The following is a 26,809-nucleotide window of genomic DNA, read 5'->3' as shown; positions in this document are numbered from 1 at the left end:
GCGCATCGCGCCCAGCCGGCCCTCAGGGGCGGCTAAGAAGCAGGAGCCCAAGCGAAAGGGTCGGGCCAAGGGGGCCATGGGCGCCACGGGTGGGCAGCAGCGGCGCGGCAGCAATCGTCGGTGCGGAAACCGCTCCGTCGCATGCTCCAATCCTTGCGCCGCGAATCAGCATTGCCAGACCCTTCGAGAACACCAACAGCGTGCGGCAAAACCATTGATGCTTGGTTGCCGACGCGTCCTCTGGCGTCTTTTTAGCCGAGAAAACCCGACCACCGCAACGCCGAATAAGGGTCAGAATGGGTGACGTATTGGGAGCCCCGCTCCCCGTCGTTACCCGCGAAGGCGGGTGACCCAGTATCCCAGAGACGGTAAAGTGAGCCGGGATAGCGCCCCGAGCCCGAGCCATTTGCGAGCAGGAGGCCGGCTGATTGTAGGGCACCAACTGCATCCTAGAACGAAGCCTCTGGGATACTGGATCATCCGCTTTCGCGGATGATGACACCGAGCGTTGTGGCTTCGGCATCGCACTCCTCCTACGTCCAATCAAACACATCTTCACCGTCCCGCGGCACGGCGTGCCCGGGTCATGCTCGGCAACGCTCCCTCGAAAACGGAGGGCGCAGGGAAGGCCGGGAGCTTGCCGCCCCCATGGCCCCCGTGCAGTGAAGAATGCACGGGGCAGGAACCACAGGTTCGGCCAAGACATCCCGGCCTTCCCCGCGCGAATGGCTTTACGGCTTATACGTGGTCTCCCTGGTGCGCCGGGCTTGTTGGCCACCATTGCGCATGATGCTTGCGCATCAGCGCGTGATACCAGCGTCGGGGTATCAGGACCGCACGACTTCGCCGTCCGTGCCGGCCTGCGCTCGTCCGGCGCAGCCTTCACGTCCATCGCAACCCGCTTCCACGTATCGTGACGACGCGTACGCCCCTTCCATGAGGCGGGCTGGCTTCAGGAAAGCAGAATTTCTGAAAAACGAAAGCTGAATATTTTTCACGAGTCGTCTGGACAGCCGAGTCGGCCTTGATTGCGTTCACGAAATCTCCCGTTTGGCGCAACGCCTTTCAGCCGCCTCCCGTCCCGCAGCGCCAGCCAGGCGCGGCGAAACCTCACGGTGATTTGCCCGCCAGGCAGGCCCGTCTCCTATCGGTTGACCAGCCAGAGCACGATGCTGATGACGACGCTGAAGAGCAACGACGTCATCAGGGGAAAATAGAACGAGAAGCCCGGCCGCTCGACGACGATGTCGCCGGGAAGCCTACCGAGGCCGAGCTTGCCGATGTAGGGCCACAGCAGGCCGACCACGACCAGCGCAAGGCCGAAGAGGATGAGCGCGCGAGACATCGGTGTTCTCCATGTCGCCCGCGAGATGCCGGATCCTGCTTCGGGCGAACCGAGACCATCTCGGACCAACACGTGTCATCTGTGAACCCCGGCCGATCTTTCCACCTGCATGAGCCGGCCATTGCCGTCTTCGGACGTTAAAGAATGGGCGCCAATGGCGAGCGAGCCGAGCCGCGGCCGGCGATCCGGATGCGCGGTGCTCTCCCCTATCAATACCCGACAGCTCAGGGCTATCGGATAAAAGGCGGAAGTTCGAGCCTAAGACCTTACCATCGGGTCCTGAGCCGCCATGTCGCAAGCCGCGTCGGCTGCGCACACGCGATCAAGGAGAGCTCTATGTCCGATCGCACCATACCGCGCCGCAAAGTCATCGCACTCCTTTCGACGATCGGCATCGGCGGTTGGCTCGGCTACACTCCCGGCCGCAGCAATGCCGCCTCTCTGGCCGCGTCCACATCACTCGGTAGCACCGTCCGTGCAAATGTCAGCGTCCGGCTCGACCGCGATAAGCCCGGCGTAACGCTGACCAGCCGTTTCGTCGGCCTGAGCTACGAGAAGGACAAGCTCGGGCAACCGATGTTCACGGCGGATAATGGCGCCCTGCTCAGACTTTGCCGGCTGCTCGGTCCGGGCGTCCTGCGCATCGGGGCCAATGCGGTGGATCGCTGCGTCTGGCTCGGCGCGATCCCAGGGCTGATGCCGATTCAGCCGGCGATGGTCGACGCGCTCGCCGCGTTTGCCAAACAAACCGGCTGGCAGGTGATCTATGGCATCAACCTCGCCAACAACACCACCGCGCTCGCCGCGGCCGAAGCCGCCTATGCCGCCCGGGTTCTCGGGGATCAGTTGCTCGCGTTCGAGATCGGCAACGAGCCGGACCTCTATGCGCACAACGGCTATCGTCCCATGAGCTGGCGCTATGATGATTTCCTGTCCGAGTGGCGCGCGATGGCCGAGGCGATCACAGCTGCTGCTCCGTCGGCCCGCCTTGCGGGCCCTGCAGCCGCCTCCTTCGCGACCGAATTCGCCCTACCCTTCGCGCGTGACGCCGCCGCGCAGATCAGCCTGGTGACCCAGCACTATTACCGTGCCGATGGCCGCGACCCAGGCTCCACGCTCGACCTGCTGCTGCGGGACGACCCTGCTCTGGCCGGCGAACTCCGACACATCAGCCAGGCGGTCCGCGACAACAACCTGCCGCTGGGCTGGCGCATGGCGGAGTGCAATTCCTTCTTCAACGGCGGCGCGCCCCACATCTCCAACGCGTATGGCACCGCGCTCTGGGTCATCGATTTCATGTTCCAGTGTGCGCTGAACGGCTGCAACGGCGTCAACCTGCACGGCGGAGGCCACGGCCCTGGCTATACGCCGATCGCCGACGACAATGGCGGGGTCGTCGAGGTGAGGCCTGTCTATGATGGCCTGCTGCTGTTCGCTCTGGGCGCGCAAGGCACCAGCGTTCGCGGCGTTATCGAAGGCTCTCCGCATCTTCGCGTCAATGCCTACGGCACGCTGCGCGAGGATGGCGGCGTCAACGTGGTGATGATCAACAAGGAAGCCGAGACTGCGGTCGATGCGCAGCTGACGCTCGGTCAGAGCGCCTCGACGCTGGAGTCGTTCTGGCTGACCGGCGCGGCCCTCGCCGCGACCAGCGGGCAGACGCTCAACAACGCCATCGTGTCTGCCGACGGCAGCTGGTCGCCACACAATCAGACGATGGTGCCCATCACCGCGCAGACGACGCTGATCCACATGCCGCCCGCCAGCGCCGTGCTGCTACGTTCGAGATCGTGACCGGCCATGGACCTGCCGCAAAGACGGCGAGACGGAGTCGAGAGTGGCGCATTCTGACTTCGGCGTCAGAAACTGGCGCATTTGTAAGTTGAAGGAGAGGCTGCCGTCGCTTCATCTGGTCCTCATCCCGCAGCGAGACGCTCGCGCAATGGCATGGAGGATCTTCCGATGACCAACAGGCTTCTCACCGGCCTCGTCACGGCGGCGCTCGCCGCTTCGCTGACAGTTGCTTCACCCGTGCTCGCGCGCGGCGGCGGTGGCTTTGGCGGTGGCGGACATGGCGGCTTTGGCGGCGGTGGCGGACATTTCGGTGGCGGCGGTATGCACATGGGCGGCATGGGCGGCATGGGCGGGCCTCATTTTGGAGGGTCTTTCGGTGGCGCTCGCTTCGGCGGCGCGGGCTTCGCCGGTGGACCCATCGGCGCGCATGCGGCGTTCGGACCGCGCTTCGCCGGCGCCGGCTGGCACGGCGGGCACTTCGGCGGCCGCCACGCCTTCTTCTTCCACCATCATCGCCGCTTCGCCTTCTTCGGCGGGCCGTTCATCTATGCCGGCTATGGCTATTACGACGGCTGCTGGCACCGCAGGTGGACACCCTGGGGCTGGCAGTGGTTCAATGCGTGCGGCGAATATTGGTACTAGATCAAATGATTGCTAGTGCTCTCAATTTGCGACGCTCGCACGAATTCGCCGCGATATGATGCGAACTTCGCCAATCGGAGCACTCGCGTTCCGCCGCCACCGCGGAGTTGAGCCATGACGGGAGGTCACCGCCGCATTCTCGTCGTCGAGGACGATTCGGAGACCTCCGGGCAGCTTGCTGACGCGCTCACGAAATCCGGCTACGAGGTCGATCTTGCCGGGACCGGCCTCGAGGCGCTCAGGTGCGGCAGCGAACGCGACTATGCCGTCATCACCATCGACCGCATGCTGCCCGATACCGACGGCATCACGGTGATGCGGCAGCTGCGCGAGGATGGCATCGCCGCGCCCTTCCTGATCATCTCCGCGCTCGGTGAGGTCGACGAGCGCGTCCGCGGTCTGCGCGCCGGCGGCGACGACTATCTGGTGAAGCCGTTCTCGTTCGTCGAGCTGCTGGCGCGCCTGGAGGCGCTCGGACGCCGCAGCGAAACGATCGCCAAGGAGACGATCCTGCGCGTCGGCGATCTCGCCATCGACCTGATCTCGCGCAGCGCCAGCCGGGGCGGCAAGAAGATCCCGCTGTTGCCGCGCGAATTCCAGTTGCTTGAATACCTCGTCCGCAACGAGGGCCGCGTCGTTTCCCGCGCGATGCTGCTGCGGCATGTCTGGGACCTGCATTTCGATCCGTCCACCAACATCATCGACGTCTATGTCGGTCGGATCAGACGCAAGGTCGACGATGCCCAAGCCTATCCGCTGATCCACACCATCCGCGGCATCGGGTATCGCCTCAGTGCTCCTGGCTAAGACACTCCGCTCATCGACGTTTCGCCTGGCGCTGATCGCGATCGGGATCTTCGGCCTGATCGTCGGCGCGATGATCGCCTATGTCTATTTCGGAACCCTGGCCTATGTGCGCAGCCGGGTCGGCGACCTCGGCGATCATGACGGCTTCACGGAGACGATTGTGCTGGCCCTGATCGCGGTCGCGGTGCTGGTCCTCGTGCTGGCTATCGTCGCCGCCGTGCTGGTAACGCGGCGGACGGTCGGACGAATCGAGCAGATCAATGCCACCAGCCGCGCCATCATGCTCTCCGGCCTCGACCAGCGTATCCCCCTCCGCGGCAGCTATGACGAATGGGACCGTGTCGCGGAGAACCTCAATCAGATGCTCGACCGTATCGAGACATTGATGAGCGAGGTCAAGCAGGTCGGTGACAACGTCGCGCACGACCTGCGCACACCGCTCACGCGCATGCGCGGACGGCTCGAGAAAGCCTATCATGCCCCGCGCAATAGCGAAGCCGACGCGGCGCTGATCGGCGACACTATCGCCGACCTCGATGCCGTGCTCGGCATGTTCGCCTCCATCACCCGGATCTCCGAGATCGAGAGCAGAGCGCGCAAGGGCGCATTCCGCGAGCTGAACCTGGTCGACATCGCGGGCGAAGTCGTCGAGCTCTACGATGCCGCGGCCGAGCAGGTTGCGACCCGTCTCAGCCTTGCGGGCGAGCGCGAGGTGAAGGTCACCGGCGACCGCGACCTGCTGTTCGATGCCATCGCCAATCTCGTCGACAACGCCATCAAGCACGGCCGCGCGCACGGCCAGGTGACCGTAACCTGCGCGACGAAGAATGGCGGCGCGGCGATCGCCATCGCCGACAATGGCCCCGGCATCCCCGCAGACCAGTACGACCAGGTGTTCAAGCGCTTCTACCGGCTGGAGCGCAGCCGCTACACGCCGGGAAATGGACTGGGCTTGAGCCTCGCGGCGGCGGTCGCGCAGCTGCATGGTGCCGGCATCGCGCTGCACGACAATGCTCCCGGGCTGATCGTCGAGCTCAGATTTCCGCCGCCATCCGCGCTCTAGCCCAGGGATCAGACGAGATTTGATATCCGCGCGTGATTGAGACAAATACGATCCGTGTTAGTCTCGGCAGCATCGTGCAGAAAACGCGATCGCCACCGTGAACCGGACGCTGGCCGAGTTGCGCGCGAGCCGGACCGTCGATTTCCGCGCCGGCACGCTGACGATCCACAACTGGCCGAAGCTCGCCGGGCTAGGCGAATTCGAACCGGGCTACCTGCACCTGAACAAGCCGCCGCTGTGAGGCGATCCCAGCCTGCCACGCCGCCAACTCACGGGACGTCAGGCGTCAGATGCACAGGCCCAGCAGCTTGATATTGAGATGGCACTCTTTCGGCGAGGCGCCCCATTTGTGGGCCGCTTCGGACTTGGTTTCAGTCTTGGTCTCGGATTTGCCGGTCGACTTCGCCTGCGCGACGACGGCCGGCTTGCCCTTGTCGTTCTTGTTCTTGTCGGGCTTGCCCTTGTCGTTCTTCTTGACCGGCGGCTTGGTCTCGTAATCGCCGGCGATGACCATCGCCCAATAGGTGCGCTTGCCGCTGGCATTCCTGGCGCTGGCGATGCCGACCTTGGTCGCGTTGTGCAGAAGCAGATTCTTGCGATGCGGCGGCGAATTGATCCACTGCCCGAGCGTCTTGTCGAAGGTCTCATAACCATAGGCGATGTTCTCCGCCGCGCGGCCGGCCTTCGACGGGGCGACACGGCGCGTGAACGGGCCGAGCACCTCGTGGCTCAGATCGTCCTTCTCGGCCATCGCCCGCGCCTGCTCGGCGGCGATGCGGTCGAGCGTGGCATCCCGCGCCACGCGAACCTCGCCATGCTTCAGGCGGAACTCGGAGATCTGCTCGGCCGGCGAGCTATCGGCCGCGATGGCCGTATGGATCGACACGGCGAGAATCAGCGCGGTCACGGCCGCGTTCCATGCACGGAACATCATCGATTGAATGCCCCCACTTGGACAACAAGGCAGGCCCGGCCCGACAACGGCACGTCCCCCTCTCGAGGAGCGGCTATACAGACCTTTTCGCTGATCGCAAAGTCCGGCCCACGTGCGCCGTCTCAGCGTCCCGCTGCCGCCCGCAGGCCGTAGATCAAGCCCAGGATCACGGGAACGGACAGCGCCAGCCACGACAGGCCGTCCCAGAGGCCATCGCCGAACAGTGCCGACACCAAGCCAAGCGTGGCGGCCAGGGCAACCATCAGCGGCGCACGAAACACCTGCTGGGGACGCCGATGTCCGAGGTGCCGCAGCGCCGCTGTGCGGCCCGCATCCTGCTTCACGGCAAGGCGCCCCTCGCGGCCGCGGGCCGTAACCGGCGGCGCCCGTCGACCCTGCACGATGCGCGTCCGCGCCGCCCAAAGATAAAGTCCGCTGCCAAGCACGACGATGGCGATCAGGTCGAGCAGCGCCCAGACGATCTTCAGCGGCAAGCCGCCATAGTCGCCGAAATGCAAAGGACGCGACAGCTGAAGCGCCTGCAGATACCACGGCATCGCCGGCGCGACGATACGCTCCGCGTTCTCCGCCTCGACCAGCACCGGCCGCAACATCCGCGCCGACAATGGCGTGCTGCCCTTGGTCCAGACGATCAGATGCTGCGGGCTGCCAAAGCGGGCTGCAGTCGGCAAGGTCACGGAGGTGATCGACCGGTCCGGAAACAGCGTTCTCGCCTTGGCCAAGGCCGCTTCGACCGATGCGGCCTTCGCGACCGGCCTGCCCTGATAAGGGGAGAGCAGGCTCGGAAGCAGCTGCGCCCGCCAGAGGTCGAACAGCGGCGTCGCCAGCGTGTTGACGATGCCGGTCAATCCGACCGCAAGCATCCAGCTCACGGCGAGGATGCCGAGCAGATTGTGGCCGTCGAGCCACGTCAGCCGCGGCGAGGCCCGGCTGCGAATGGTGCCGAAATCCAGCTTCCGCATGAACGGCCCATAGAGCACGAGGCCGGAGATCAGCGACAGCACGAAGAGAAGTCCCATCGCCCCCAGGAACAGTTCGCCGGGCAGCCCGGTGAACATGTCCCGGTGGACGCTCAGCACGATGTCCATCAGGTCCAGATGCGGCACCTCCTCGCCTAGTACCGCCGCGGAGCGGGCATCGACGGTGATGCGATGAAACGCGCCCGGCGCAGGGACCGGGGTCGGCGACAGCGCGACGGTCACCAGCGGTTCGCTCTGCTTCAGGTTCGCAAACAGCACGTATTGTCCGGGAAAGCGCGCCTGTGCCACTGCGATCACCTGGTCCAGCGAGACGCGTGGCGTGGTCGCCGGCATTTCCGGCGCCGCGATCTCCCGTTCGAGCAGGTCGTCGATCTCGTCATGAAAGATCAGCGGCAGTCCGGTGATGCACAGCATCAGCAGGAACAGCATGCTGACGAGCGACGTCCAGGTGTGGACGAACGACCATATGCGGACGGTGCGCGCGCGTGCCATGCCTGCTTGCCCTTCGATTACCAGCGATAGCTGATGGTGCCGGTGATGGTGCGCGGGCTGGTGTATTGGCAGCCGCCGGACGTCGTGCAGGCGGTCGTCACGCGGTCAGCGATATTCTTCACGTTCAAAGCCAGATTGATGCCTTTCGGCTGACGATAATGGAGGCCTGCGTCGAACACGACGTAGCCCTCGTTGACGATCGTATTCGTGGTGTTGGCGAAGGTCTCGCCGTTGTAACGGAAGCCCCCGCCCAATCCCCAATTGGCGAGGACGCCGCTCTGGAACGTGTAGTCCAGATAGACGGAGGCCATGTTGGCCGGCACCAAGGTCGGCACCTTGCCGATCTCGGCCGCGGTGGAGCTCTGGGTCACCTTGACATCCTGGCTGGTGAAGGTCGCGATAGCGTTGAGACCCGGAATGAGCTCAGCCACCGCCTCAAGTTCGAAGCCGCGAGAATTCACCTCGCCAAGTTGCACGGAGAACCCGATATGGCTGGGGTCCGTCGTCAATGAGTTCTGCCGGGTCAGGTCATAGGCCGCTGCCGTGACCAACAGCCTGCGCGACGGCTGAAACTTGACGCCGACCTCATGCTGCTGCGCGGTCGTGGGCTTGAACGGCGAGCCATTGAAGTCGGTGCCGGGCGTCGGCAGGAAGGATTCCGAATAGCTGTAGTAAGGAACCAGCCCGCCATCGAACTCATAGGCGATGGCGCCGCGCTTGGTGAAAGCAGTGTCCTGCGTCTTCGTACGCGTGCTTGTCGCCACGCCGTTGGTCACGAGGCTGAGCGTGTCCTGTTCCGCCACATCGAACCGGCCACCGAGCGTCAGGATCCAGTTCCGGATCCTGATCTGATCCTGCAGATAGACCCCGACCTGGTCGATCTTCTGGTCCGCCGATCCCGAGTAAAGTGTCGTCGGAAAAGGAATTGCCTGACCGTAGACCGGATTGAGGCTGTTGAGCGCCGGCACGCCGGCCGTCGCCGTGTAGGTCCGGTCCGTCAGGCTCAGCATCTGGTAATCGAGGCCGGACACCAGCGTATGCTGGAACGGTCCGGTGCCGAGCTTGGCGACGAGGTGATTGTCGGTCGAAAAGGAATCGCTGGTCACATCGATGCGATTGGCGCGCCGCGAGAAGGAGGTCAGCGTATCGAGCGGATTGGCCAGGAAGGTCAGATAGCGATAGTCGAGATCGGAGTGCCCATAGCGGGATTTCGACTCGAAAACCAGGTTGTTGCTGAAGCGGTGCTCGAACTGATAGCCGACCCGCTCCTGTTCCTGCGCGAATCCATTGTAGCTGGGATCGCCGAGAAAGATCGGCAGCGCCTTCACGCCGGCGATCCCGGCCGAGGTGACATGAAACACCGACAGCGGAAACGCACTGCCTGTGAGATCCTTGGTGTAGTCGGCGAGGATCGTCAGCGTGGTGTCGCTGGTCGGCTTCCAGGTCACCGCCGGCGCGATATACGTCCGATTGTCCTTCACATCGTTGGAGAAATGCGCAATCGGGGCATCCGCATCGCGGAACACCCCGGTGACGCGATAGAGCAGCGAGCCGTCCTTGGTGACGGGACCACCGACATCGAACGCGCCCTGGTAGCGATCGTAATTGCCGAACAGGCCGACGACCTCACCGAAGGCCTTGTCCGGCGGACGTTTGCTGATGCTGTCGACGAGACCGCCCGGCGCGCCCTGCCCGTACATGACCGAGCTCGGTCCCTTGATCACGTCGATGCGCTCCAGCCCATAGGGCTCGGTGCGAAAGAGCGAGAAGTAGTTGGGATCGCCGACCTCACGCAGGCCGTCGCGATAATTGCCGTAGCCGTTGATGTCGAAGCCGCGGATCTGGACGTTCTCGAAGCGAGGATCGGTGCCGCCGGTCTGCACGGCAAGGCCTGCGACATATTGCAGACCTTCCACCAGGGTCGTGACCCCGCGCGCATCGAGCTGATCGCGGCTGACGACGGAGACCGACTGCGGCGTTTCCAGGATCGGCGTATCGGATTTCATCGCGGCCGAGCTCACGGTGGGTACGAAGCCGCGGACCGGATCGGTACCGCGCTCGAATGCAGACGACGACCGAGCGGCCTGCGCCGGGACGTGCATCGCCCCGGCCGCGCGCTGACGTGCGGTGTTGGCCGCAGCACCGGCCCCGCGCTTTGGACGGCGCGCCTGGCGGACGCGCAGCGCGGGCGAATCGACGGTGACAGGCGGCAACGTGTGCGCATCGGCCGCCGTCTGCGCCGGAGCGGCAGCCGAGGTTTGCATGATGAACGGAAGCAAACAGACACTCGTCAGCAAACAACAACAATACGCTCGCGCGCCGCTATACGCGGGCGCGTTGAACCCAACGCCTGACATAACGTCCCCCGAAATTTCTCGGTAGTACGTTGCCGCTGCGCTCACAGCGCATCAACGGATTTTCGGAACCTGCCCGCTGGAATCCATCCAGATTAGAACGGCTAAAGATCGCGGGCTAATTGCGACCGCCGTTCGTCGACAACTTACAAACTAGAGCAAAAACGCGATCGCTCAGTCCAGCCGGTATCGAAAGCGGCAGCGGCGCAAGCGATCGGCGAAGCGCCTGAACAGATGGTGCTTGGAGGATGATCAACTAATCGATCAATTCGATCGGGTAGACGTCGATCGCGGGCTCCTCATAAGGATGCGCGGCCCGGATCGCTCTCAACACACCGCGCAGCCGATCCTCGGCGCAGACGGTCTCGATGCGCTCTTCCTCCACCGTCTCCAGCCGTCCGAGCGCGCCGATCGTCGGGTTGGCTCCGGCAAGCGGCCGGAACCGGCCGGTGCCCTTCACGGTAAAGGAGCAGTAATCATAATTGCCGATGCGCCCGGCGCCGGCCTCACCCATCGCGGCCCGGACCGCCTCGCCCTGCGCCTCAGGCACGTAAACGACGATCTTGTAGCTCTTCATCTCCAGGCCCTCGAAGCCGCGATCACGCGCCCGTTATCATGGTAATCGAAACGACGCGATTTGCGCCAAATGCTGCCGCGCTCACGATCATGCCAGTCGATCTGGGGCTGAGCTCGTTGACCTGCCATTCCGAAACGTGGGTTGTGCGACGCAGCAAAGCCAATCAAAATCGCTTGCATCCCAAGCATGCACACCTGGAAGGCTCTCGACTTGGCCGACACCAATGCCGACACCCTCGTCGTCGTCCGACACCGGCCGATGGGGTTCGCCGAATTCGTCATCGTGATCGCGACCATCATGTCGCTGAACCCGCTGGCCATGGACATGATGCTGCCGGCGCTGCCGAATATCGGCGCGGCATTCGATATCGATATGGCCAACCGGCTGCAGCTGGTGCTCTCGGCATTCATGGTCGGCTTCGGCGCTGGGCAATTCGCCATCGGCCCATTGTCGGACAGTTTCGGCCGCCGTCCTGTGCTGCTCGGCGGCATGGTGCTGTATTCCTGCGCCAGCGTGCTCGCGATCACCGCACACTCCTTCGAGATGCTGCTGCTGGCGCGCGTGCTGGAAGGTCTCGGCACCGCTGCAACGCGGGTGATCGCGACGTCGATCGTGCGCGACTGCTATGCCGGGCGGCGCATGGCGAGCGTCGTCTCGCTCGCGATGATGGTGTTCATCGCGGTGCCCGTGGTGGCGCCGTCGTTCGGCCAGGCGGTGATGCTGCTCACGCAATGGCGCGGCATCTTCATCGTGCTGACGGTGTACGGGCTGGTGGCGCTGGTCTGGACCATGGCGCGGCTGCCCGAAACGCTGCCGCCCTCCGAGCGCAAGCCGTTCTCGGCCGGCGAAATTCTCGACGCGTTCCGCAAGACCCTGACCAATCGCCAGACGCTCGGCTATGCGCTCGCTGCCAGCGGCGTCTTCGGTGCGCTGCTCGGCTACGTCTTCTCCTCGCAGCAGCTGTTCACCGGGATCTATCATCTCGGCCGTTATTTCCCGCTCGCTTTTGCTGCCATCGCGGCGTCGATCGCAATCGCGGGCTTTCTCAATGCGCGGCTGGTCGGCCGGCTCGGCATGCGGATGATTTCGCATTGCGCACTGCTCGGCAGCTTCGCTACGGCGATCGTGACGTTCGCCGCGGCGTGTCTGAACATGCTGTCCCTACCGCTATTCATGGCCGTGTCGGCCGGCATGATGTTCGCTTCGGGTTTGATATTCGCGAACTTCACGGCGCTGGCGATGGAGCCGCAGCGTGCCAATGCCGGCACCGCCTCCTCGCTCTATGGCTCAATCACGACACTGCTCGGCATGGGAGCCGGCGCCATCGTCGGCCAGGCGTTCGACGGCACGCCCCTCCCGTTCGCGACCGGCTTCCTGGCCTGCAGCGCGACCGCGCTTGTGATCGTGCTGATCACGGAGAAGGGCCGGCTGTTCCATTCGCACCAGCCAGGCGCAGTTTAGCCACAAGCTAGAGGCACGGCCCCTGGCCGCGCTGCGGACAGAGCTTCAGCGCGCTCGACAGCGTCAGCAGGAAGCGCGCGCTGCGTGTCTCGTTGGAGGGGGCGCGATAGGAGAGCGGGAACGCGACGCCCAGATCGGCGCGCCATTCGTTCGGAAAGGTGAGGCGTACGCCGGCGCCCACCGAGGTCAACGCGGCGCCGTCCGAGGGCCGGTAGCCGTCGTTCCAGACCAGACCGGCGTCGGCGAAGCTGTAGAGCTGATAGCCGGACAGATAGGCCCAGTTCAGCTTCTGGTCGAAGCGCAGCTCGAACGTTCCGGCAAGCGCATTGTCGCCGCTGATCTCCGCGCTGCCATAGCCGCGGCCGAAGGCGAAACCGCCGAGATAGAATTGCTGCGAGTTATAGAGCGGCCCCGAGGCCAGCTGGCCGGCGCCGGCGATCTTGATCGACCAGGCATCGGACAGGGTCTGGTAGCGCGTGAACCACGCATTGAGCACGGAGAAGCTGGGCGAGGCACCGTCGCGCGAGGCCATCGGATCGCCGGACGGTGTCGCGCCAAGAATATCGAGGCCTTGGCGATAGCTCACGGCCAGGTAGCTGTCGCCGCCGAACCGATCACCCCAGCGATAGTCCGAGGTCAGCGTGAGGAAGCGGATACGATCCTGGTAGATCGTCCCGAACACGTCCCGCTCAGATACGTTGCTGAACGCCACGGCTGCGGTGAGGATCAACGAGGACTGCTGCGACTGGATCGGCGCGATGCTGCCATGCACCTCGAATGTCTCGGTCGTGGTGTCGTCGTTGTAGATCCGGCGAATGTCGCCGGGCCGCACCTCGCTATAGAGCGCGGAGGCGCCGACACGGGCGCCGTCAGTGCCGACGGGAGCGTCATAGGACAGCCGTCCGAAGCTGAGCTGGCGCGGATCGCCCGGCGTGGTCGACAGGTTCACTGCGAGCGTATCGCCCGGCAGCAGATAGGAGTTGAAGGCGGCGGTGGCGTAGCTCTGCCACGGGCCGACCGTGGATGAGCCGAGATTATCGAGGCCGACGAAGCCATAGACGTGCCAGGTCTTCAGTTCGAGCACCAGACGGAAGCGTCCGGTCGTGCCGCCGATCTCCTCCAGAGCGGAATCCGCAATGCGCACGCCGCCGCGGCTGTTGATCAGCAGCAACTGGCGTTCCAGTGTCGAAAGGCGCGACGGCTGCTCGGCCAGCACGGGATCGAGCAGCGGCCGCACGCCGAACTCCTCGGCGCCGGCGCCTTTCAGGCTCACCTCGGTGATGCTGCCCTCGATCACCTCGACGCGGACCCGGCCGCCCGTGATGTCCTGCGGCGGCACGATGGCGCGGCTGAGATGAAATCCGGCCGCGCGATATTGCCCGGTGATGGCAGCCGCGATCGCGGCCAGATCATCCTGCGATACCGGCTTGCCGAGATAAGGCTGGTAGGCGGCGGCCAGCTGATCGCGACCGAGAGTTGCTGCACCGTGGAGCACGACGCCGCGCAGCACGAACAGCGGTCGTCCCTTGCCCTGCACCTCCGGCTGCGGCGCAGTCGTAAGGCGTGGCCTTGCCGGCGGTGCCGGTGCCGGTCGCGACTGCAGGTCCTCGAAGAACTTCTCGGTCTGCCGCGGATCGAACGCAGGGGCGCTGGCAGGGTCCGCTTGCGCCGTCGCGCTACCTGCGGCAGCAAGAACAACCGCCACAATCAGTGTGCGAGTTCGTCTCCGGCTGAGGGCAATCGGCGGTGGAGCGCCAGCATCGATAAAGGGAATAGATATCGTGAGTACCGGAACGCCCGAAGACCGCATAATTTTTTCTTAACTTCTTATGGTCAACGAACGGTTAAGGCGGCGCTGAAAGACCGAAGCATCGCTCAAGGGTCTCTTGAAACATTTCCGTTAGTTTGCGGCCTCGGCAACCAACGCGAGAGGCCACCATGCTGGGAATCCGCAGCCTGAAACGGATCGTGACGGCCGCGCTCATCGCCGGCTCGACTGGAGCCGCCTGGGCGGCCGATGGCGAGGTCTGGTCGGTGAGCAAATCCTCCGGTGACGTATGGGTCAGCACGCAAGGCGCAGCACAGGTTTCGCTCGGCCGTGACGACGTGCTCAATCCCGGCGATACGATCCGCACCGGCCGCAATGGCCGCGTACTGCTGACACGCGGCGCGGAGACCATTCTGATCGCGCCGAACTCGGTCATTGGCCTGCCGACCGAAGCCAAGGACGGCATGGCGACCACCATTCTGCAGCGCGCCGGCTCCATCCTGCTCGACGTCGAGAAGCGCAACGTCAAACATTTCGAGGTCGAGACGCCCTATCTGGCTGCCGTGGTGAAGGGCACGCATTTCAGCGTCACCATCAGTGCCAACAGCACACGCGTCGAAGTCAGCCGCGGCCAGGTCGAGGTCGCGGATTTCAAGTCCGGCCAGATCGCGCAGGTGCTGCCCGGTCAGACCGCGACTGCGTTCGCCAATGGCAAGACCGGATTGAGCCTGAGCGGCTCCGGCGCTTTCAGCCCGATCGAGCAGGGTCGCCCGCGCGCCTCGAGCATCGAGCGCGTCCCGGTCCCGAAAGGCGGCCTGCAGGCACCACGTGACACGGCCAAGGGGCAAATCATCCACGCGCTCAACGCGACCGGCGGTTCCGTGATCAACTCTGCCGCCGCGCCGCTGGCGTCGCAAGCCGGCAAGGCCGCGGGCCTCGCGAAGCCGAACGTGGTGCGGATTTCGACCACCATCGGCGAGGTGAAGTTGAATGTGCACCAGGCCACGCATGGGCTCGCCCACGGCGAGACCAAACCCGGGGTTCGTAGCGCATCGCGAAACGATACGGTCTGGAGCGACGCCAAAACGAGAGTGAGCAACCCCGGCAACAGCAGCAGCACCAGCGCCAGCAACGCCAGCACCAGCGCAACCGGAGACGCTTCGATCGCGACGGCCGTGACGACCGCGGTCGGCTCGTCCAGCGGACTGATCGGCGTCGGCAACGGCAATGCCGGCAACGGCAATGGTGGCAATGGTGGCAATGGCAATGGCGGCAATGGCAACGGCGGCAATGGAAACGGCAACGCCGCTGCGAACAATGGCGGCGGCAATGCCGGCGGCAGCGGCAATGCCAGCAACAACGCCGGCGGCAATGCCAACGACAACGCGAACGCCAATGGAAATAGCGGCAACAATTCCGGCCACGGAAACAGCGGTGCGCAGGGCAACGGCAACGGTCACGCTTCCGGGCACAACAAGAGCTAACTGAAGGCGCGACGCGCGCGAATGGGGACCAGGGGAGGATGCTGAAGCATTTGCGGCCGCATATTCTGGTGCTGATCGCACTCGTGACGGTCGGCCTGTCCGGCTGGCACGAGGTGCTGCGCAACGGCCTGGACGACCTCCGGCTCGCATGGGACCAACGCCAGGCGAGCGGAGAGATTGCCATCGTCGCGATCGACGCGCGCTCGATCACACGCATCGGCGCCTGGCCTTGGCCTCGCACATTGCACGCCGAACTGTTGCATCAGCTCGTCCGCGCCGGCGCCCAGGACATCGCCTTCGATGTCGACTTCAGTGCGCCGTCGAATCCTCTCTCCGATCTGGCTTTCAGTGAAGCGTTGCGGGAGGCGGATGGGTCGGTGCTCCTGCCGACCTTCAAACAGCCGGCGGCGAATGACCCGACGGCCCTTCATATCAATCGCCCCTTGCCGCAATTCGAGGCCAATGCCTGGCCGGTCTTGGTCAACGTCACGGTATCGCCCGACGGCCGCGTCCGGCGGTACAGGTTTGGCGAAAAGCTCGACGGCAACTTCGTGCCCTCGATGGCCGCAGCCTTGACCGGACAGAGTTTCGCCAGCGACAGCTCATTTTTGATCGATTTCGGCATCGCTCCCGCCTCGGTGCTGAGGGTGTCCTATGCCGACGTGATCGATGGCGACCCGGCAACGCTGGCGCAGCTCAGAGGCAAGAAGGTGATCATCGGCGGCACCGCGCTCGAGCTTGGCGATCGCTTCAGCGTGCCCAACGGAAAGATCGTGTCCGGCCCGCTGTTGCAGGCGCTCGCGGCGGAGTCGATACTGCAGGGGCGGACCCTGCGGGCAACTTCGTCTGCCGTCACGCTCGCGGGTCTTGCCGTCATCCTTACGCTCATGATGCTGACCTGGCGCCGGCTCGCCGCCGGATGGCGCGCCTTGTTCCTGGTTGGGACAGCGATCTCGATCGAAGCCGTCGCGCTGTGGCTACATGTGCGGTACGCCCTCATCGTCGACAGCTCGCTGCTGCAGATCGCCGTCGTCGTCTACCTCGCGACGATCGCGCTCGATGAGATCGACTTCCGCGGCCTGCTCCGCCGGGTCGCCGAGAACCGTTTCCAGCGGATCGCGATGTCGCTTGGCGACGGACTCGTCTGCACCGATCGGGATGGACTGATCACGCTGTGGAATCCGGGCGCCACGGCGATCTTCGGTTATCAGCCGGCGGAGATGGTCGGCCAGCCGTTGCGGATGCTTTGCGCCGATCCGGCCGTGGGCATTGAGCTGTTCACCACGCGAGATGCCGCGCAAGCCCAGACACCTGCGGCAAGCGGATCGGTGGTGGAATTCGAGGCGCGCCGCAAGGACGGCGAATCGTTTCCCGCCGAGGCCAGCGTCTCCGCCTGGCACGGGCCGGACGGGCTGCAATATGGCACGATCCTGCGCGACATCTCCGTCCGCAAGCGCGAGGCCGAGCGCATCCGCTATCTCGCCGAGCACGACGCGCTCACCGGGCTGTTCAACCGCATCACGCTGCAGGCCAGGATCAACGCCATGCTCAGCGCCGCGGACGCCCGCGACCGCGATATTGCGCTGCTCGTGATCGGGCTCGACGGCTTCCATCAGATCAACGACACGCTCGGTCACGCCTATGGCGACCTCGTGCTGAAGGGCGTAGCCGAGCGGCTGACGGCCGAGATCGGCGACACCGGCATTGTCGCTCGCTTGAGCGGCGATGAGTTCGCCATTGCAGTTCCCTGCGCGGCGGTCGGCGGCACGGTCGCGGAGCTTGCCGAACATGTTGCCCGTCTATTCGACCTGCCGCTGCAGGCCGGGCCGCGCCAGCACCACGTCAAGGTGAGCATCGGCGTCGCAGTCCATCCCGAAGGCGGACGCACCGCAGACGAGCTCTTGGGCAACAGCCATCTCGCGTTCTGCCGCGCCAAGTCCGTGCGGCGCGGCAGTCATGTGATCTTCGAGGAGACGATCCGCAGCGAGCTCGAGACGCGCCTCACCTTGGAGGCCGAGCTTGCGCTCGCGGTCGAACGCAACGAGTTCGAACTGTTCTACCAGCCGCAGGTGAACCTGCTCGACGGACGCCCGATCGGAGCGGAAGCGCTGATCCGCTGGCGCCATCCGACCCGTGGCCTCGTGCCGCCCGGCGTCTTCATTCCCGTGGTCAACACATCGGCGCTGTCCGAGGCGGTCGCGGGCTGGGTGCTGGTGACGGCATGCCGGCAGGCGCGGCAATGGGAGCTCGCCGGCACCCCCGTCCGTGTCGGCATCAACCTCTCGCCCTCGCAGCTGCACGCTGGCGATCTCGCCGCCACCGTCGGCAAGCTCCTGCACGAAATCGGCCTCTCGCCGGCGCTGCTCGAACTCGAGGTGACCGAGGACATCCTGCTGCATGACGAGCCGCGCGCGCTCGACATTTTCAGGCGCCTCAAGGCCCTCGGCATCAGCATCGTGTTCGACGATTTCGGCACCGGCTACGCCAGCCTGAGCTACCTGAAGAAATTCCGTCTCGACGGCCTCAAGATCGATCGTTCCTTCGTGCTCGATATCCTGACCGACAGCGACGATGCGGCGATCGTCGGCTCGACCGTCAGCCTCAGCCGTCAATTGGGGCTCGCGGTGATCGCTGAAGGCATCGAGAACCAGGCCACCGCCGACCTGTTGTTGCGGCTCGGCTGCGAACACGGACAGGGCTATTTCTTCGGCAAACCGATGCCGGCCGCCGATTTCGAACGTCAATTCCTGGCGAAGCATGTCGGCGAGAGCCCCACAGAGGACCAGCGCGGCGCGGCGTGAGGTCTTGCCGGCGATTTGTAGGGTGGGCAAAGCGCAGCGTGCCCACCGAGATAGAAACCAGAGATCATGGTGGGCACGTCGCTGACGCGCCTTTGCCCACCTTAACGTCTCGCTAATCGTCGTTACGCCTTCTTCCGCCCCTTCGCTTCCGCTTCCAACGCCTTACGGACCGCCTTGAACTCCTTGAGCGAAGCGGGATCGGCGCGCGGATAGCGCAGATCGAGACTCTCGAGCGCCGCCACGATCGCCGAGCCGATCACCACCCGCGCGAACCATTTATGATCCGCCGGGACCACATACCAGGGCGCAAAGGACGTCGATGTGTGGCGCACGATCTCCTGATAGACGGCCTGGTAGCGCTGCCAGCGCGTCCGCTCGCTGATATCGTTCATCGAGAACTTCCAGTTCTTCGCCGGCTGATCCAGCCGGTCGAGGAAACGCTGGCGCTGCTCCTCCTTGGAGACGTTGAGGAAGAACTTCAGCACCACGGTGCCGTTGCGGGTGAGGTACCGCTCGAACGCGGAAATATCCTCGAAGCGCTCGCGCCAGATGTTCTTGGTGACGAGCCTGGGCGGCAGCTTCTCCGCCTTCAGCAATTCGGGATGCACCCGCGTCACCAGGCACTCCTCGTAATAGGAGCGATTGAAGATGCCGATGCGGCCGCGCTCGGGCAGCGCAAGAAAGCTGCGCCACATGAAATCGTGATCCAGCTCCTTCGAGGTCGGCTGCTTGAACGATGTCACCTCGCAGCCCTGCGGATTGACGCCCTCGAAGATGCTCTTGATCGCGCTGTCCTTGCCGGAGGCGTCCATGCCCTGAAAGATCAAGAGCAGTGACCAGCGGTCCTGGGCGTAGAGCTTGTCCTGAAAATCGGACAGCCGCTTGCGGTTCTGCTCGATGATCGCCTCGCCTTCCTCCTTGTCGATGCCGCCCTTGGCACTGGTCTTGTGCGACTTCAGGTGAAATCGCTCGGCCCCATCGACACGGAACGGCGAGATGAACCGGTCGAGCGAGGGCGTCGTTGTCTTGCTCATGAGATGGTTTCGCCGTGGTGAAATTGCGCTTCGAGAAAGGCGGTGACGAAGCGCGGCATCGTCGCCGTCAGATCGTCCCTCGATCGAACCAACACGATCGCGGAGAGTTCCGGCTCGGCCTGCCCGGCGAGATTGGCCTCGATGCGGCTTTGCAGTTGACCGCCCGGGCTTTCGACGTCGAGCATACGCATCATCGCAATGGTTGCGCCGGTGACGACGCAATCCCAATGGGCGCTGCCCCGATAATCCGACGGCAACAGCCCCGTTTCCTCCTCGACCTCGCGCGCCACATTGGCCGCGAGATCGAGGCTGCCGTCGCTGACGTCCTCGGGATCGGGCGTGCCGGCCGGAAAATAGATGCGGCCGGCATTGGCGGTTTGCCCGCCCATCACGCCGAGCACGAAGGCGCCGTCGGCCGCGCGCAGCGCGCCCATGCCAAACCCGTTGAACACGGAGCGATCCGGAAAGCCCCAATCGCGCCAGGCGAGCAGGTTGGCGAAGTCGGTCTCGAAATAGCTCGCCGATAGCCGCCCATCCGCGAAAACGGGGTCGCGCCCGAGCAGCACGCGGCCGTTGAATAGCGCGGGTATCGCGCGCTGCCGCTGCTCAAAATGAGCGTCGATGTCGGCGCGCCGCTCGCGTGCGAACGGCCAGTCCCACGGCTCGACCTTCAAGTCGAGCGCGGTCACGCGATGGATGACGACATCGCTCATGCACAGCCCTGCTTTCTATTTGGGGCTCGCAGCCGTGGCGCCCTTCGCCTTCTCGACGAACGCATTGGTGAAGGTCTTGCTGACGTCGACATTGGCCTTGGCAACCTCAGGCGAGCCGACGCTGAACACGGCGAGCACGGCGTCCGCGCCCTTCGGGTCCATCTTGCCGGTCTCCGAATACATTGGAATCGTGTTCTTCAGCGCGGCCAGATAAAGCGCCTTGTCCTTGCCGACGATCTCGGCAGGCATCTTCGCCATGATCTCTTCCGGCGTATGCGAATGGATCCAGGCGAGCGTCGCCAACATGGCGTTGGTCAGCGCCTGCGTTTCGGTCGGATGTGCGGCCACCCAGGTCGCCGTCGAATACAGCGCGCCGCCCGGATATTCGCCGCCGAACACGTCGAGCGTATCATGCTGGGTGCGGGTGTCGCTCAGGATCTTCAGGTCCGGATGGCTGCCCTGCAGCACGGTCACCGAGGGATCGAGCATCACGGCGGCATCGATCTGCCCCTGCTCCATCGCGGCGACCGCAGTGGCGCCGAGACCGACGCCGATCACGGCCGTCGCGGTGGGATCGACCCCGTTCTTCTTCAACAGATATTTCAGGAAGAAGTCGGTCGAGGAGCCCGGCGCGCTGACGCCGACCTTCTTGCCGGCGAGATCCTTGATCGAATTGATCTCCTTGCTGTGGCCGGGAGCCACCACCAGCACCAGGCCGGGATAGCGGTCATAGACCACGAAGGATTGCAGCTCCTGCTTCTTGGCAGCGAGGTTCACGCAATGATCGAAATAGCCGGAGACGACGTCGGCGCTGCCGCCGAGCACGGCTTTCAGCGCATCCGAGCCGCCCTTGAGATCGACCAGTTCGACCGCGAGCCCCGCTTTGTCATATTCCCCGAGCTGCTTGGCCAGCACGGTCGGCAGATAGCACAAGCAGGCACCGCCGCCGACGGCGATCGTCACCTTGCTCGCGGCGCTCGCGAGGCCGGTGGTCAGGGTCAAGGCGAGCAGCGAGCCCGCGAGTCGGCCGATGATGGTTTTCATTGTTTCCTCCGTTCAGATTGTCTCGAGCCCAAAGCGGCGGGCCTGGATCGACACCGTCGCACCAAACATAACGTCATCCCCTCGAACGCGGGGATCCATAACCACCGGCTGGCGTGGGTCGCATGGTCGTCGGCCAGCATCGTCCCACGATGAATTCCGCGGTATGGGTCCCAGCTTGCGCCGGGACGACGCCGAATGTGTCGTCCTTAGCTTCGCGCATCACCGTTCCTCCACCCGCTCCGGCCGCCACACCAGGAGCCGGCGCTCGACCAGCGTGACGCCGATGTCGATCAGGATCACGAACGCCGACAGCACGAACATGCCGGCGAACACGCCAGCCACGTCGAACACGCCCTCGGCCTGCTGGATCAGATAACCGAGCCCGGCTGCGGAGCCGAGATATTCGCCGACCACCGCGCCGACCACGGCAAAGCCGACCGAGGTGTGCAGCGAGGAGAACATCCACGACAGCGCCGAGGGCCAATAGACGTGGCGCATCAATTGCCGCTCGTTCATGCCGAGCATGCGGCCGTTGTCGCGCACCACGGTCGAGACTTCCTTGACGCCCTGGTAGACGTTGAAGAAGACGATGAAGAACACCAACGTGACGCCGAGCGCGACCTTGGACCAGATGCCGAGGCCGAGCCACAGCGTGAAGATCGGTGCCAGCACCACGCGCGGCAGCGCATTGGCCATCTTCACGTAAGGATCGAACACGGCCGCGACCAGCGGCTTGCGCGCGAACCAGAAACCGACCAGCACGCCACCGAGCGAGCCGATCACGAAGGCCAGGATCGATTCCCACAGCGTGATCGCAAGATGCTTCCAGATCGCGCCGGTCGCGAACCAATCGATCACCTGCGCGAAGACGTCGAGCGGATTGGAGAAGAAGAACGGCGGCAGCAGGATGCGGCCGAACACCGGCACGGTGGAGAACAGCTGCCACAGCGCGATGATCACGACGGCGACGAGCAGTTGCAGCGCGAGCAGACCGAGACGCGACATCAAAGGACTCCACCACTTGCTCGGTGCGCTCCCTCCCCGCTTGCGGGGGAGGGTTGGGGTGGGGGGTCCACGAGGACAGCTGTGCGTGAGGTCCCCCCTACCCCCTCCCCGCAACGGGGAGGGGAGTTCGGCCCCAGCGCTTGGCGGACAGTCGAGATCGACGAGGACACCATCACACCGCCTCTGCCTGCTTGTAAGTCTTCTCGACCTCCGCCTTCAGCATGTGCCAGATCTCGCGATGCAGCTCATGGAACTCGTGGCGGAGCCGCACCTCGAAAATGTCGCGCGGGCGCGGCAGCTCGACCCGCCAGTCGCCGATGATCCGCGATGCCGGTCCTGCCGACATGATGACGACGCGGTCGGCCAGCGCGATCGCCTCTTCGAGATCATGAGTGACGAACAGCACCGCCTTGCGGTCGGCGCTCCAGAGCTCGAGCAGGAGATTGCCCATGATCTGCCGGGTCTGCGCATCCAGCGGACCGAACGGCTCGTCCATCAGGATGATCTTGGGATCGCGGATCAGGACCTGGGCGAGGCCGACGCGCTTGCGCTGGCCACCGGAAAGTATGTGCGGATAGCGATTGCCGAAGCTTGCAAGACCGACCGACGCCAGCCAGGCCTGTGCCCGCTCGTGCGCCTCGGCGCGCGGCGTGCCCGCTGTTTCCAGGCCGATCGCCACATTCTCCAGCGCGGTTTTCCAGGGAAACAGCGCATCGGCCTGAAACAGATAACCCGCGTCGCGGTTGAGTCCGGCGAGCGGCCGGTCGAAGATCCGTACCGCGCCGCCCGCGGGCTTCAGCAGCCCCGCGGCGACGTTGAGCAGCGTGGACTTGCCACAGCCGGTCGGCCCGACGATGGCCACGAACTCGCCGTCGCCGACGTTCAGATCCGCCTTGTCCACCGCGGTATAGACCCGTCCGCCGGCGAGACGGAACGCCACCGTCGTCTCCGCCAGCGCGACGGCCGCGGTCCTTGCCTGCGTCACCTTATCGTCCTCCCAATTGCGGATGATGGCTTAGCGTCTTGAGCGGCGAAGTTCAACGCGGCCGCAGGACGTGCTAGGCAGGGCGGGGTGCGCCGCAAGATCGTGCCCAGCCGTCAACGAGAGAGTGAAGACGTGAGTTGCTGCTCCAACCTGAGCTCGAACGGCCGATGCAGCAGACGCCGCTGATCACCTACAGCCATGTCTCCAAAAGTTTTGCCGGCAACGGTGAGCGCGTGCATGCGGTCAAGGACGTCTCGCTTGGCATCGCGGACGGCGAATTCCTCGCCATCGTCGGCACCTCAGGCTCCGGCAAGACCACGCTGCTCCGGCTGACCAACCGGCTGATCGAGGCGGATTCCGGCGAGATCCGAATCGCAGGCGAGGATATCAGCCGCCTCGATCCGGTCACCTTGCGGCGGCGCATCGGCATCGTGTTTCAGAGCGGCGGACTGTTTCCGCATATGAGCGTCGCCGCCAATATCGGCATCACGCCGCGATTGCTCGGCACCTCGCCCCCGGACATCTCGGCGCGTGTCGACGAATTGCTCGACCTGGTGAGGCTCGATCGCGCCGCCTATCGCGACCGCTTCCCGCATGAGCTCTCCGGCGGCCAGCGCCAGCGTGTCGGCGTGGCGCGCGCGCTCGCCGCGCGCCCTCGCATCGTGCTGATGGACGAGCCGTTCGGCGCGCTCGATCCGTTGACGCGCGACGCGCTTGGCGACGACTATCGCGCTCTGCACGATCGGCTCGAGCTCACCACGGTCATGATCACCCATGACATGACGGAAGCAATTCTTTTGGCCGACCGCATCGCCGTGATGCACGCCGGTCGACTGGTCGCAACCGGCACGCCGGCCGAGTTGGCCGCCAACCCTGAGCCCTACGTGACGGAGCTGCTGCAGACGCCGCGCCGACAGGCCGAGCGGCTGCAAAGGCAGCTCGCGGAGCGCGGCACCGCATGAACTTGCTGTCCGATCCCCGCATCATTCAAGCGTCGTCGCATCTTGCGGACTATCTCGGCAGTCATCTGCGGGTCAGCATCGCAGCACTGGCGCTCGGGCTCGTCGTCAGCTTTCCGCTGGCGCTGATCGTCCGCAACCGGCCGCTGCCGCGCGGCCTGCTGCTCGGCGCCGCCAGCGTGGTGCAGACCGTGCCGGGACTGGCGCTGCTCGCGCTGTTCTATCCGCTGCTGCTTGCGCTCGGCGCGCTCGCGATTCGGTGGCTTGGCGTCGGCTTCTCCGCCTTCGGCTTTCTACCCGCGGTACTAGCGCTTGCGCTGTATTCGATGCTGCCGGTGCTGCGCAACACCATCACCGGCCTCAACGGCATCGAGCCGGCCCTCCTCGAAGCAGCGAAGGGCGTCGGCATGACCGCGCGGCAATCGCTCGTCATGGTGGAGCTGCCGCTCGCGCTGCCCGTCATCATGGCCGGCATCCGGACATCGGCCGTGTGGGTGATCGGGACCGCAACGCTGTCGACGCCGATCGGACAGACCAGCCTCGGCAACTATATTTTCGCCGGGCTGCAGACGCAGAACTGGGTGCTGGTCGTGTTCGGCTGCGTCGCAGCCGCGGCGCTGGCGCTCGCGGTCGATCAGTTGCTGGCGCTGATCGAGACCGGCCTGCGCAATGGCAGCCGCATCCGCGCGAGCCTGGGCAGTGCCGGCATTGCGGCGCTGGTCGCAGCCAGCCTTGTGCCGGCGCTGGCCGGATCGGGCGCGCGCTATGTCGTCGGCGCGAAGACCTTCACCGAACAATATGTGCTGGCGGCCCTGATCAGCGAGCGGCTGCAGGCAGCTCGACTGCCGGCGACGACGCGCGCCGGGCTCGGCTCCAGCGTGATCTACGAGGCGCTCCGGAGCGGCGACATCGACGTCTACGTCGACTATTCCGGCACGCTGTGGGCCAATCAGTTCCACCACAGCGAGCAGCTGTCGCGCGACGCCTTGCTCGAGGCCCTGAAGAACGAGCTTGCGCGCGAGCGCGTGACCCTGCTCGGCGAGCTCGGTTTCGAGAACGCCTATGCGCTGGTGATGCCGAGGGCGCGTGCGGAGGCGCTTCATATTCATACGATCGCAGATCTCGCAAGCCATGCCGGCACCATGACCATTGCGGGGGACTACGAGTTCTTCTCGCGGCCGGAATGGGCCGGGCTGCAAAAGGCCTACGGCCTTGCATTTCGCGCCCAGCGCCAGATGCAGCCGGACTTCATGTATGCGGCGGCAGCTTCCGGCGAGGTCGACGTGATCGCGGGCTACACCAGCGACGGGCTGATCAAGAAATACGACCTCGTCGTGCTCGATGACGTCAGGCACGCCATTCCGCCCTACGACGCGATCATGCTGCTATCGCCGAAGCGCGCTTCCGATCAGGCCCTGCAGAAGGCGCTGCTGCCTCTGCTCGGCAGGATCGACATCGCCACGATGCGCGAGGCCAACCTGCGCGCCTCCGGCAGCGACGCGAACTCCTCGCCCGAGGCCGTAGCGCGCTGGCTGTGGGACAAAGTGGCGCGGACGAAATAGCGCGATGGCTGCGGCAGGCGCGGTCATCTTATCTCATCGCCAAGCAAGCGCTCCTGCACCAGACGCACCGCGCCGCGCCCCCAGGAATAGTTGGCGCCCATGCGAAGCCCGCTGTCGCCCGTGGCGATGACGGCTCCAGTCTTGGCATCGCGGAGCTGGAAGCGGATCGTGTATTCGGTGCGGCTGATCCGCCCGACCACGCCGATCAGCGACTGGTCCGCACCCAGCTCCTGGGCGAGCCGCAGTTCGCAGTCAGCGCAGCCGTTCTGCGGCTTTGCCGCAGCATTCACCTCGACGAGCCGATAGCGGCCGGATCGATCGAGGAGCTGGCGAACGGCTTCGGTCGCGTCAGTCAGGCCCTTGAGATCGGACTCCGTCTCGGCGACTGCCCCGGCCGCAGCGCTGGTGTCCTCCAGCGTGAACGGCAGCAGCGCAAGCCGGAGCGGTGCTGGCGCAGTGGCAACCGCATCGCGGATCTCACGGGAGACGAAGGTCTCGGCCCGCTCCCACGCCTCGTCGTTGTCGCCGCGGAACGTGAACAGCTTCTCGAAGATCACGCGGTTGGATGCGACATCGATCGCGGCGGCGCGGGCCCACTGCACCAGCGTGCTCATCTTCTGAATACTGCCGATGACGACGACCTGGGCTCCGGCCTCGCGAGCGATGCGACGAAGCTGGTCCGGCGAGGTGTCGGCGGAAAGACAGGACGGTGCACAGGACGGATCGCGCAAATGGAGGCGCTGGTCGGCGGCAACGTCGCGGTGGAGTGCGGCGATGAAGGCCTGCAGCCGCCGCTGATGGACGGCGCTCTGATCGGTCGGCTCGCCGGATGTATCGAGATAGCTGAAATCTCCCACCACGACGGCCGGAACAGGAGCGGACTGCGGCTCCGCCCCGGCCGGGCGGAAGCCCGGTGCAAATATCAGGCTCGCAATCGCGAGATGGCGCAGCAGGCGTGAATGGCTGATCATGAGAGCTCCTTCC

The 26,809-nt window shown here is 65.0% G+C and carries 20 protein-coding genes and 2 pseudogenes; 10 read left to right on the top strand and 12 right to left on the bottom strand.

All coding sequences use genetic code 11. From position 1 onward, the window contains the following. Positions 1-1,144: 1,144 nt before the first annotated feature. A complete protein-coding gene (locus QX034_RS19840; RefSeq protein WP_315743694.1) occupies positions 1,145-1,345 on the bottom strand; it encodes a DUF2905 domain-containing protein in 201 nt (66 codons plus the stop codon). A gap of 336 nt (positions 1,346-1,681) precedes the next feature. On the opposite strand from QX034_RS19840, the gene QX034_RS19835 reads away from it, so the two are divergent. The 5 genes and pseudogenes from QX034_RS19835 to QX034_RS19815 all read left to right on the top strand — a co-directional run. Next, on the top strand, positions 1,682-3,139 hold the full coding sequence (locus QX034_RS19835; RefSeq protein WP_315751007.1) for a hypothetical protein: 1,458 nt from the start codon (positions 1,682-1,684) through the stop codon (positions 3,137-3,139). A 168-nt stretch (positions 3,140-3,307) separates the two neighbouring features. After that, the gene (locus QX034_RS19830; protein WP_315700836.1) at positions 3,308-3,781 is read left to right on the top strand and encodes a hypothetical protein; all 474 of its coding nucleotides are present in this window, start codon (positions 3,308-3,310) and stop codon (positions 3,779-3,781) included. Between the two features lie 114 nt (positions 3,782-3,895). Next, the gene (locus QX034_RS19825) at positions 3,896-4,588 is read left to right on the top strand and encodes a response regulator transcription factor (RefSeq protein ID WP_315751005.1); all 693 of its coding nucleotides are present in this window, start codon (positions 3,896-3,898) and stop codon (positions 4,586-4,588) included. Then, the gene (locus QX034_RS19820; RefSeq protein ID WP_315751003.1) at positions 4,575-5,651 is read left to right on the top strand and encodes a HAMP domain-containing sensor histidine kinase; all 1,077 of its coding nucleotides are present in this window, start codon (positions 4,575-4,577) and stop codon (positions 5,649-5,651) included. The genes QX034_RS19825 and QX034_RS19820 overlap by 14 nt, the downstream gene beginning before the upstream one ends. Positions 5,652-5,736: 85 nt before the next feature. Next, a pseudogene (locus tag QX034_RS19815) lies at positions 5,737-5,892 on the top strand (Crp/Fnr family transcriptional regulator); the annotation flags it as partial. Between the two features lie 45 nt (positions 5,893-5,937). On the opposite strand, the gene QX034_RS19810 reads toward QX034_RS19815, so the two are convergent. The 4 genes and pseudogenes from QX034_RS19810 to QX034_RS19795 form a co-directional block, all read right to left on the bottom strand. After that, positions 5,938-6,582: a CAP domain-containing protein gene (locus tag QX034_RS19810; protein WP_409997637.1), complete on the bottom strand. Its 645-nt coding sequence runs from the start codon at positions 6,580-6,582 to the stop codon at positions 5,938-5,940. A 371-nt stretch (positions 6,583-6,953) separates the two neighbouring features. After that, positions 6,954-8,078: pseudogene (locus QX034_RS19805) on the bottom strand (PepSY-associated TM helix domain-containing protein); the annotation flags it as partial. A 17-nt stretch (positions 8,079-8,095) separates the two neighbouring features. Beyond that, complete coding sequence (locus QX034_RS19800; protein ID WP_315703073.1) at positions 8,096-10,084, bottom strand: TonB-dependent siderophore receptor; 1,989 nt, start codon at positions 10,082-10,084, stop codon at positions 8,096-8,098. Positions 10,085-10,688: 604 nt separating this feature from the next. Beyond that, positions 10,689-11,009 (bottom strand): YqfO family protein, encoded by a 321-nt coding sequence (locus QX034_RS19795; RefSeq protein WP_315700840.1) that lies wholly within the window; start codon positions 11,007-11,009, stop codon positions 10,689-10,691. 210 nt (positions 11,010-11,219) lie between these two features. Between QX034_RS19795 and QX034_RS19790 the strand changes: the two genes are divergently transcribed. Continuing rightward, entirely contained in the window at positions 11,220-12,470 is a 1,251-nt protein-coding gene (locus QX034_RS19790; protein ID WP_315703074.1) for a multidrug effflux MFS transporter, read from the top strand. A gap of 7 nt (positions 12,471-12,477) precedes the next feature. Here QX034_RS19790 and QX034_RS19785 read toward each other — a convergent pair whose 3' ends face one another. Then, entirely contained in the window at positions 12,478-14,280 is a 1,803-nt protein-coding gene (locus QX034_RS19785) for a ShlB/FhaC/HecB family hemolysin secretion/activation protein (protein ID WP_409997636.1), read from the bottom strand. 128 nt (positions 14,281-14,408) lie between these two features. Here QX034_RS19785 and QX034_RS19780 point away from each other — a divergent pair, with 128 nt between their 5' ends. Beyond that, positions 14,409-15,722 (top strand): FecR family protein, encoded by a 1,314-nt coding sequence (locus QX034_RS19780; RefSeq protein ID WP_315700842.1) that lies wholly within the window; start codon positions 14,409-14,411, stop codon positions 15,720-15,722. 38 nt (positions 15,723-15,760) lie between these two features. Beyond that, positions 15,761-18,523, top strand: a complete 2,763-nt coding sequence (locus tag QX034_RS19775; protein ID WP_315728473.1) for an EAL domain-containing protein — start codon at positions 15,761-15,763, stop codon at positions 18,521-18,523. 122 nt (positions 18,524-18,645) lie between these two features. Here QX034_RS19775 and QX034_RS19770 read toward each other — a convergent pair whose 3' ends face one another. From QX034_RS19770 to QX034_RS19750, 5 genes are all read right to left on the bottom strand, one after another. Next, on the bottom strand, positions 18,646-19,557 hold the full coding sequence (locus QX034_RS19770) for a polyphosphate kinase 2 family protein (RefSeq protein WP_315700844.1): 912 nt from the start codon (positions 19,555-19,557) through the stop codon (positions 18,646-18,648). Beyond that, positions 19,554-20,270, bottom strand: coding sequence for an NUDIX hydrolase (locus QX034_RS19765; RefSeq protein ID WP_315728475.1), 717 nt, complete (start codon positions 20,268-20,270; stop codon positions 19,554-19,556). The genes QX034_RS19770 and QX034_RS19765 overlap by 4 nt, the downstream gene beginning before the upstream one ends. 15 nt (positions 20,271-20,285) lie before the next feature. Further along, positions 20,286-21,314 (bottom strand): ABC transporter substrate-binding protein, encoded by a 1,029-nt coding sequence (locus tag QX034_RS19760; protein WP_315700846.1) that lies wholly within the window; start codon positions 21,312-21,314, stop codon positions 20,286-20,288. A 219-nt stretch (positions 21,315-21,533) separates the two neighbouring features. Next, the gene (locus QX034_RS19755; RefSeq protein WP_315700847.1) at positions 21,534-22,319 is read right to left on the bottom strand and encodes an ABC transporter permease; all 786 of its coding nucleotides are present in this window, start codon (positions 22,317-22,319) and stop codon (positions 21,534-21,536) included. Positions 22,320-22,491: 172 nt separating this feature from the next. Continuing rightward, entirely contained in the window at positions 22,492-23,304 is an 813-nt protein-coding gene (locus tag QX034_RS19750) for an ABC transporter ATP-binding protein (RefSeq protein WP_315700848.1), read from the bottom strand. A gap of 167 nt (positions 23,305-23,471) precedes the next feature. Between QX034_RS19750 and QX034_RS19745 the strand changes: the two genes are divergently transcribed. Both QX034_RS19745 and QX034_RS19740 read left to right on the top strand, forming a co-directional pair. Beyond that, positions 23,472-24,266: an ATP-binding cassette domain-containing protein gene (locus tag QX034_RS19745; RefSeq protein WP_315703075.1), complete on the top strand. Its 795-nt coding sequence runs from the start codon at positions 23,472-23,474 to the stop codon at positions 24,264-24,266. Next, the gene (locus tag QX034_RS19740; protein ID WP_315700849.1) at positions 24,263-25,825 is read left to right on the top strand and encodes an ABC transporter permease/substrate-binding protein; all 1,563 of its coding nucleotides are present in this window, start codon (positions 24,263-24,265) and stop codon (positions 25,823-25,825) included. Before QX034_RS19745 ends, QX034_RS19740 begins: the two co-directional genes overlap by 4 nt. Before the next feature lie 23 nt (positions 25,826-25,848). Here the strand turns inward: QX034_RS19740 and QX034_RS19735 are convergent, their stop codons facing one another. Beyond that, positions 25,849-26,796 carry a DUF2380 domain-containing protein gene (locus QX034_RS19735; protein WP_315700850.1) on the bottom strand — a complete coding sequence of 316 codons (948 nt, stop codon included), beginning with the start codon at positions 26,794-26,796 and terminating at the stop codon, positions 25,849-25,851. Between the last annotated feature and the right edge of the window lie 13 nt (positions 26,797-26,809).

The sequence above is a fragment of the Bradyrhizobium sp. SZCCHNR3119 genome, assembly GCF_032487775.1.
Taxonomy (GTDB): domain Bacteria; phylum Pseudomonadota; class Alphaproteobacteria; order Rhizobiales; family Xanthobacteraceae; genus Bradyrhizobium.
The sequence above is the reverse complement of the archived record's forward strand: the minus strand, read 5'-3'. Positions and strand labels throughout refer to the sequence as shown.

What these genes read in the sequence shown, in the direction of transcription:
- QX034_RS19840 (WP_315743694.1), bottom strand. Translation starts at nt 1,345, where the DNA reads ATGTCTCGCGCGCTCATCCTCTTCGGCCTTGCGCTGGTCGTGGTCGGC.
- QX034_RS19835 (WP_315751007.1), top strand. Translation starts at nt 1,682, where the DNA reads ATGTCCGATCGCACCATACCGCGCCGCAAAGTCATCGCACTCCTTTCG.
- QX034_RS19830 (WP_315700836.1), top strand. Translation starts at nt 3,308, where the DNA reads ATGACCAACAGGCTTCTCACCGGCCTCGTCACGGCGGCGCTCGCCGCT.
- QX034_RS19825 (WP_315751005.1), top strand. Translation starts at nt 3,896, where the DNA reads ATGACGGGAGGTCACCGCCGCATTCTCGTCGTCGAGGACGATTCGGAG.
- QX034_RS19810 (WP_409997637.1), bottom strand. Translation starts at nt 6,582, where the DNA reads ATGTTCCGTGCATGGAACGCGGCCGTGACCGCGCTGATTCTCGCCGTG.
- QX034_RS19800 (WP_315703073.1), bottom strand. Translation starts at nt 10,084, where the DNA reads ATGAAATCCGATACGCCGATCCTGGAAACGCCGCAGTCGGTCTCCGTC.
- QX034_RS19795 (WP_315700840.1), bottom strand. Translation starts at nt 11,009, where the DNA reads ATGAAGAGCTACAAGATCGTCGTTTACGTGCCTGAGGCGCAGGGCGAG.
- QX034_RS19785 (WP_409997636.1), bottom strand. Translation starts at nt 14,280, where the DNA reads ATGCGGTCTTCGGGCGTTCCGGTACTCACGATATCTATTCCCTTTATC.
- QX034_RS19780 (WP_315700842.1), top strand. Translation starts at nt 14,409, where the DNA reads ATGCTGGGAATCCGCAGCCTGAAACGGATCGTGACGGCCGCGCTCATC.
- QX034_RS19775 (WP_315728473.1), top strand. Translation starts at nt 15,761, where the DNA reads ATGCTGAAGCATTTGCGGCCGCATATTCTGGTGCTGATCGCACTCGTG.
- QX034_RS19770 (WP_315700844.1), bottom strand. Translation starts at nt 19,557, where the DNA reads ATGAGCAAGACAACGACGCCCTCGCTCGACCGGTTCATCTCGCCGTTC.
- QX034_RS19765 (WP_315728475.1), bottom strand. Translation starts at nt 20,270, where the DNA reads ATGAGCGATGTCGTCATCCATCGCGTGACCGCGCTCGACTTGAAGGTC.
- QX034_RS19760 (WP_315700846.1), bottom strand. Translation starts at nt 21,314, where the DNA reads ATGAAAACCATCATCGGCCGACTCGCGGGCTCGCTGCTCGCCTTGACC.
- QX034_RS19755 (WP_315700847.1), bottom strand. Translation starts at nt 22,319, where the DNA reads ATGTCGCGTCTCGGTCTGCTCGCGCTGCAACTGCTCGTCGCCGTCGTG.
- QX034_RS19745 (WP_315703075.1), top strand. Translation starts at nt 23,472, where the DNA reads ATGCAGCAGACGCCGCTGATCACCTACAGCCATGTCTCCAAAAGTTTT.
- QX034_RS19740 (WP_315700849.1), top strand. Translation starts at nt 24,263, where the DNA reads ATGAACTTGCTGTCCGATCCCCGCATCATTCAAGCGTCGTCGCATCTT.
- QX034_RS19735 (WP_315700850.1), bottom strand. Translation starts at nt 26,796, where the DNA reads ATGATCAGCCATTCACGCCTGCTGCGCCATCTCGCGATTGCGAGCCTG.